The 5,584-nt window shown below is 63.9% G+C and carries 6 protein-coding genes and 1 pseudogene; 3 read left to right on the top strand and 4 right to left on the bottom strand.

Features of this window, described 5'->3' with window-relative positions:
• Positions 1-923: thiamine pyrophosphate-binding protein (locus VN004_RS02560; protein ID WP_325606717.1), on the top strand; the 923-nt coding region annotated here is incomplete at its 5' end.
• 70 nt (positions 924-993) lie between these two features.
• Here the strand turns inward: VN004_RS02560 and VN004_RS02565 are convergent.
• From VN004_RS02565 to VN004_RS02575, 3 genes are all read right to left on the bottom strand, one after another.
• Complete coding sequence (locus VN004_RS02565) at positions 994-1,419, bottom strand: response regulator (RefSeq protein WP_325606718.1); 426 nt, start codon at positions 1,417-1,419, stop codon at positions 994-996.
• A 187-nt stretch (positions 1,420-1,606) separates the two neighbouring features.
• Positions 1,607-1,861, bottom strand: coding sequence for a DUF2188 domain-containing protein (locus tag VN004_RS02570; protein ID WP_325606720.1), 255 nt, complete (start codon positions 1,859-1,861; stop codon positions 1,607-1,609).
• Between the two features lie 253 nt (positions 1,862-2,114).
• On the bottom strand, positions 2,115-2,933 hold the full coding sequence (locus VN004_RS02575; RefSeq protein ID WP_325606721.1) for a glutathione S-transferase family protein: 819 nt from the start codon (positions 2,931-2,933) through the stop codon (positions 2,115-2,117).
• 168 nt (positions 2,934-3,101) lie between these two features.
• Between VN004_RS02575 and VN004_RS02580 the strand changes: the two genes are divergently transcribed.
• Entirely contained in the window at positions 3,102-4,073 is a 972-nt protein-coding gene (locus tag VN004_RS02580; protein WP_325606723.1) for a tripartite tricarboxylate transporter substrate binding protein, read from the top strand.
• Positions 4,074-4,124: 51 nt separating this feature from the next.
• Here VN004_RS02580 and VN004_RS02585 read toward each other — a convergent pair whose 3' ends face one another.
• Positions 4,125-5,120 carry a 4,5-dihydroxyphthalate decarboxylase gene (locus VN004_RS02585; protein WP_325606725.1) on the bottom strand — a complete coding sequence of 332 codons (996 nt, stop codon included), beginning with the start codon at positions 5,118-5,120 and terminating at the stop codon, positions 4,125-4,127.
• A 179-nt stretch (positions 5,121-5,299) separates the two neighbouring features.
• Between VN004_RS02585 and VN004_RS02590 the strand changes: the two are divergent.
• A pseudogene (locus tag VN004_RS02590) lies at positions 5,300-5,584 on the top strand (hypothetical protein); the annotation flags it as partial.

A 5,584-nucleotide genomic window follows, 5' to 3' on the forward strand; every position in this document is an offset into this window, starting at 1 on the left:
CGCTGTCGCTCGGCGTCGTCGGCAGCTACTCGCGCGAAAGCGCCAACCTCGCCGTCAACGCCGCCGACTTGGTGTGTTTCATCGGCACCGAGACCGGTGGCATGACCACGCATTTCTGGGCGGTGCCGAAGATCGGCACGCCGGCGATCCAGATCGACATCAACCCGCAGGCGCTCGGCTTGAACTATCCGCTGCAGGCCGGCGTCAACGGCGACGCCAAGGTAACGCTGCAGAAGATGCTTGCCGCCGCCGACAGGACGACCGCGGGCAAGCGGAAGGCCTGGGTCGCTCAGGCGCAGCAACTCCGCAGCGACTGGTACGCCAAGTACAAGCCGATGCTGGAGTCCGACGCGGCGCCCATCCATCCGGCGCGCATCTGCCACGAGTTGTCCAAGCATGTGCCCGACGATGCCATCGTGGTGGTCGATACCGGCCACGCCGGCATGTGGATGGGCGGCATGTACGATCTGAAAAGCCCGAACCAGAGCTATATCCGCAGTGCCGGCCATCTCGGCTGGGCGTTTCCCGCCGGGCTCGGTGCGAAATGCGGCGTGCCGGAGCGCCCGGTGGTGACGTTCACCGGGGACGCCGGCTTCTGGTACCACATCGGCGAAATCGAGACGGCCGTGCGCTGGAAGATCAACGCGGTTACCGTGGTCAACAACAACGGCGGCGGCAACCAGAGCAAGCGTGGTTTCGACCGCGCCTATGGCGGCACGCAGACCGAGCGCGGCCGCGAGCTTTGGACCTTCAACAAGATGAATTTCGCGCGCATCGCGGAGGACATGGGCGCGCTCGGCATCCGCGTCGAACACCCGTCGGCGTTTCCCGCGGCGTTGGCCCAGGCGCTTGCCGCCAACCGCCCCGCCATCATCGACGTCGCAACCGACATCGAGGCGTTGGCGCCGACGGCCGTGGCGTGATGCGGGTTAAAGCGTTTTCGAGCGAAGCGGATATCGGTTCGCGTGAAGAACACGCGTCAAAACGAGGATTCTAATCGCAGGCACCGAGCGCTGTGTTGATCGCATCGCGAAGCTGATCGGACGAGATCGGCTTCGCGAGCACCGGCGCGTCCGGCAGCAGGCGATGGATGTGCGCGCGCGTGGTGGGATCGCCATGCGCGGTGATGAAGATGATCGGGGTATCGCGCTGCTCGCGAATGCGCTGCGCCGCCTCGATGCCGTCCATCCGGCCGGCAAGGCGGATATCCATCAGGATCAGATCGACATCCAGATCGGAAGCCTGCTCGATCGCGCCGATGCCGTCGGGCACCAGGCCGCAGACCTCGAGGTTGTGTTCGCGTGACAGCGATTCGAGATGCCAGGCGACCAGCAATTCGTCTTCGACGATCAGGATTCGAGGAGAAGCCGTTACCTCACGCTTGTACCCGGCGGTCGTCGTCTGCGTTTCCGGTATCATGGCGTGCGCCCCATTGCGTCGCGGAACATATTAATGGTTCGCCGCTTTCGCGCCAGCCCTGTTTCGTCCATGCGTTGAAGCGGCTCAGGATTGCTATCCGCGACGCAGCCTAGGATCAAAGCCCATCCCGCCGCTGGGGAAAAAAGCCTCCGCCCGGTATCGGAGGATGGGGTTATCGGAACGGCGCTCAGGACTCCGGGACCAGCGGCGGCGGATAGGGGTCGCGCGAGGAGGCCCATTTAGGCTGGAACCGATCGTCTTCGCACTGCACGACGACATCGGCCTCGCGACCGTTGCGGCTGTCGAGATGGGCCAGCGCTACCGCGTCCCGGAATGCATCGTTGCGGCGCTCGTAGGGCTCCGAGTTCTCGCCATCGCATTGAATTTTCCAGGCGCCGTCGTAAACCACATAGTAACGGCTTCTGTTGGTCGGTCCGTCCATCCTCGACTCCTGCACCCTTTCCATCGACCGGCTTTCGGCCCAGCCGGGTTGGTTGCACGGACGGGTCCACCGGTCAGGCCTGTGATTGCGGTATCCCGTCGCAGGCCATCATGCTGGGGCAGCAATGCGTCGTAGGAGTTACCGTTCCGTGAGCACACGCAATCGTGCGTGGCCCCTGTGAATTGCGGTGACGGTAGGGGCGCCGCGGTGGGCAACGCTTAAAAAGGCCCGATTTCCGGGCCGGCGCGCCGCGTCAAGCGCCGGCGCCTGTCGCCTGGGCGCTATTCTCCATGATCTGCTTGATCTTGGGCCAGTCCTCGTGCCCGCGGCGCTTCATCAGGTCAAGGTAACCCGCATTTTCCCAGTTGACGATGGCGTCCTGGAAGCTCGGCCGCGCCTTGATCCGGCGATACCAGTCGGCGGTCCGAGGCGTCGGGTCGAGCAGGCCCATGACGTCGAGGTGTTCCAGCCGCACGATGTAGGGCGTGAACGCCGCATCGGCGATGCTGTAGCGGTCGCCCGCTAGCCACGCGTGCTGGGCGAGCGCGTTGTCCATGTCGCGATAGAGCGTGAGCAGCCGCTGGATCGCGATGTGGAAGAACGGCGAGTCCAAGCCTTTCTCGATGACGTCGCGCCGCCGCTCGCGCTTGATCGGATCGGGGATGCTCTCGAGCATTTGCTTTCCGGCCTCGCCGCGCGACAGATACTGGTGGCGGAAGGCGACGCCGAAGCTCAGGATGGCAATGCCGGCGTCATGGACGCCCTCGTCAAGCTGCTTGGTCCACAGCCGCATCTTGGCGCGACCGAACGGATCGTCCGGCTTGAGCGGCCGCTCGGGAAAGCGCTCGTCAAGATATTCGTTGATGACGTTGGATTCCGGAACGGCGAGGTCGCCGTCGATCAATGTCGGCACCACGGCGCGTGGATTGAGCTTGATGTACCATTCCTTCTGGTGCTCGCCGGCGCGCAGATCGAGATGGCGGCTCTCCCACTCAAGGCCCTTTTCCGCGAGCACCAGGCGCACCTTCTGCGCGCAGCTCGACATGTCGTTGTGATAGAGTGCGAGCGCCATGACGTCATCCTCCGAAGGATTGCTTTTCTGTTTTGAGGTCTACTCCAGGGTCGCGATCCGTTCCACCGTTCGGAGAACGTGCTTTGCGCTTGACCGCGTATTGCATACGATGCGGGCGCCCATTGAACGGTTCGGGCTTCGGCAAATCAATTGCATTGGGAGAGTTTCATGATCGTCCGCCGTAGCCTGCTCGTGGCCGGAATGTTCGCGCTGGCGTTGTCCGGCTCGATTCCTGCTCGCGCGCAGGATTATCCGGCCCATCCGGTGAAGATCATCGTACCCATCGGCCCGTCCGGCAGCTACGACATCCTGGGACGGTTGGTCGCCGATCAGCTCAGCAAGCGGCTCAATCAATCGTTCGTCGTGGAGAACCGTCCAGGCGGCGGCACCATCGTCGGTACCAAGGCCGCGGTCGCCGCGCCGCCGGACGGCTATACGCTGCTGGTCGGCGGTTTGAGCAACGTCGTGTTCAATGCCGGGCTTTATAAAAGCCTGCCCTACGATCCGTTGAACGATCTTGTCCCGGTCGCGCTCATTCTGAATATCTCCTACACGCTCGTCGGCTCCAATAACCTGCCCTACAAGACGGCGCAGGAGATCGTCGCCGCCGCCAAGGCCAAGCCCGGCACGATCAAGCTCGCGAACGCCGGCATCGGCACCGGCCAGCATGTGCTCGGCGCGGCGTTTCAGGCGATCACGGGAACGAAGTTCCTGGAGGTGCCGTATCGCGGCTCGTCGCTGGCATACCCCGACGTGCTGTCCGGACGGGTCGATCTGTTCCTCGATTCCACGCCGGCGGCGCTGCCTTACGTCAAATCGGGGCAGGCGCGAGGCATCGCGATCCTGGCCAAGAACCGCAATCCTGGAGCGCCCGACCTGCCGACCATGACCGAATCCGGTGTGCCGGGTCTCGAGATCGATTCGTGGATCGGGATTTTCGCGCCGGCCAAAACGCCGCCGTCAGTCATTGCGCTCTTGCGCAAGCACATCGCCGAGGCCGGCCCCGAAATGAAGCCGCGGCTCGCGAGTGTCGGCGGCGAACTGATGGACGTGCCCGCGGACAAGATCAATGCCGTCGTCAAGGCCGACTACGACAAGTGGATCAAGATCATCAAGGACGCAGGGATTCACCTGGATTAGGGACTCACCTGGATCGACGAAGCGGAGAAGGGCGGCCCGCTGCCCGGCCCCCTAGATCTTCAATTCGGTGAGCGTCTCCTTGGCGAACATTTCCTCGACGGCGACCTTGCGCTCGGTCAGGCCTTGTTCGTGGCAGAATGCGAGGAACGGTTCGAGCGTCTTGCGGTTCCGCTCGACGCCGTAGGGCCACGGATCGCCATCGGGGAACAGGAGCTGGTTGGTTTCCTCGATGTGATCGTTGCTCCAGGCTGTCGGCACAAAGGAAATCTGCCCCTGGTAGAGTGCGGGCAGGCAGGCGCGCTTGGCTTTCTCGAAGGCTTCGAGGATGTTGCGCGCGATCCAGCGGTTTGCCTCGTAGGTTTCGCGGCGCACGACGACGACATGCATGATCGGGAAGATGCCGGTCTTCTGGAAATAAGCCCGCTCCTGTTCGCGATAGTCGGGAACGAGACGCTTCACGCCGTGCTTGCCGTTCAGGAAAACGTCGGGTGGGCGGGCGCTGATGAGCGCGTCGATCTCGCCGGCGAGCAGCAGTTCGTTCAGGCTCTTGTCGGCAACGGGGGTGAGGCGGATGCCGGGCGGCAACGTGAACTTCGCCATTTCCTTGCGGCCGCGGTCGTTGACGCCGGCCTGAATCCAATCGATCGACGTCAGCGGCACGCCGACGTCGTGCTGCAGCCAGCCGCGCACATAAGTCACGGCGGTCTGCGTCCATTGCGGGATCCCGACGCGCCGGCCCTTGAGGTCAGCGGGGCTTTTGACCTTCGAGTCGGCGGTCACATAGATCGAGCCGTGCCGGAACACCCGCGAGGGAAAGATCGGCAGCGCGATCATCGGGGCGTTGCCGCGCGCGGCCATCGTGCAATAGGTGGCCAACGAGAACTCCGAGATTTCCCATTCCTGCGACGACAGGAAGCGATAGGCGATCAACTCGAACGGATGATTGAGCACGCGCAGGTCGATCCCCTCCGGCTTGATCCGGCCGGCCGCGAGTTCGCGGGTGTGGAGGTAGTCGCCGATGGCGAGCGTGAGCGGAAGGTCGGACATCGTCGGAAGGCTCCATCAAGACGCCGTCGCGGTCATCCCCGTTGCGCTGCAATGAAGGAACGGGATGCCGATGGCGACCGGCTTGTATAGCCTGAATACAGGTCCGATACAGCGGGCCCTCGCAATGTTCTCCCGGTTGTGAGAGGGGCGATCCGAGATCGCATGGCGGAGGAATTGAGATGAAACTGGCGAGCTATGTTGCTGGCGGCAAGGAATGCTACGGCGCGGTGGTCGGCGATGGCGTCGTGACCATGACGGGGCACGGCTCGCTGCGCGAGGCTCTGGCCGCCGGCGCGCTCGACGCGATGCGCAAGGCGGCGTCCGCCGCCAAGCCGGACCATGCGCTCGCCGATATCCGCTTGCTGCCCGCGATCCCCGATCCGCGTAAGATCCTTTGCGCCGGGGTCAACTACCGATCCCATGCCGCTGAGATCGGGCGCGAGCTGCCCAAGCAGCCGAGCATG

It is taken from the genome of Pseudorhodoplanes sp. (assembly GCF_035565855.1).
Classification (GTDB): Bacteria; Pseudomonadota; Alphaproteobacteria; order Rhizobiales; family Xanthobacteraceae; genus Pseudorhodoplanes.

Coding starts and splice junctions, on each gene's coding strand:
- VN004_RS02580 (WP_325606723.1), top strand. CDS start 3,102: ATGATCGTCCGCCGTAGCCTGCTCGTGGCCGGAATGTTCGCGCTGGCG.
- VN004_RS02570 (WP_325606720.1), bottom strand. CDS start 1,861: ATGGACGGACCGACCAACAGAAGCCGTTACTATGTGGTTTACGACGGC.
- VN004_RS02575 (WP_325606721.1), bottom strand. CDS start 2,933: ATGGCGCTCGCACTCTATCACAACGACATGTCGAGCTGCGCGCAGAAG.
- VN004_RS02585 (WP_325606725.1), bottom strand. CDS start 5,120: ATGTCCGACCTTCCGCTCACGCTCGCCATCGGCGACTACCTCCACACC.
- VN004_RS02565 (WP_325606718.1), bottom strand. CDS start 1,419: ATGATACCGGAAACGCAGACGACGACCGCCGGGTACAAGCGTGAGGTA.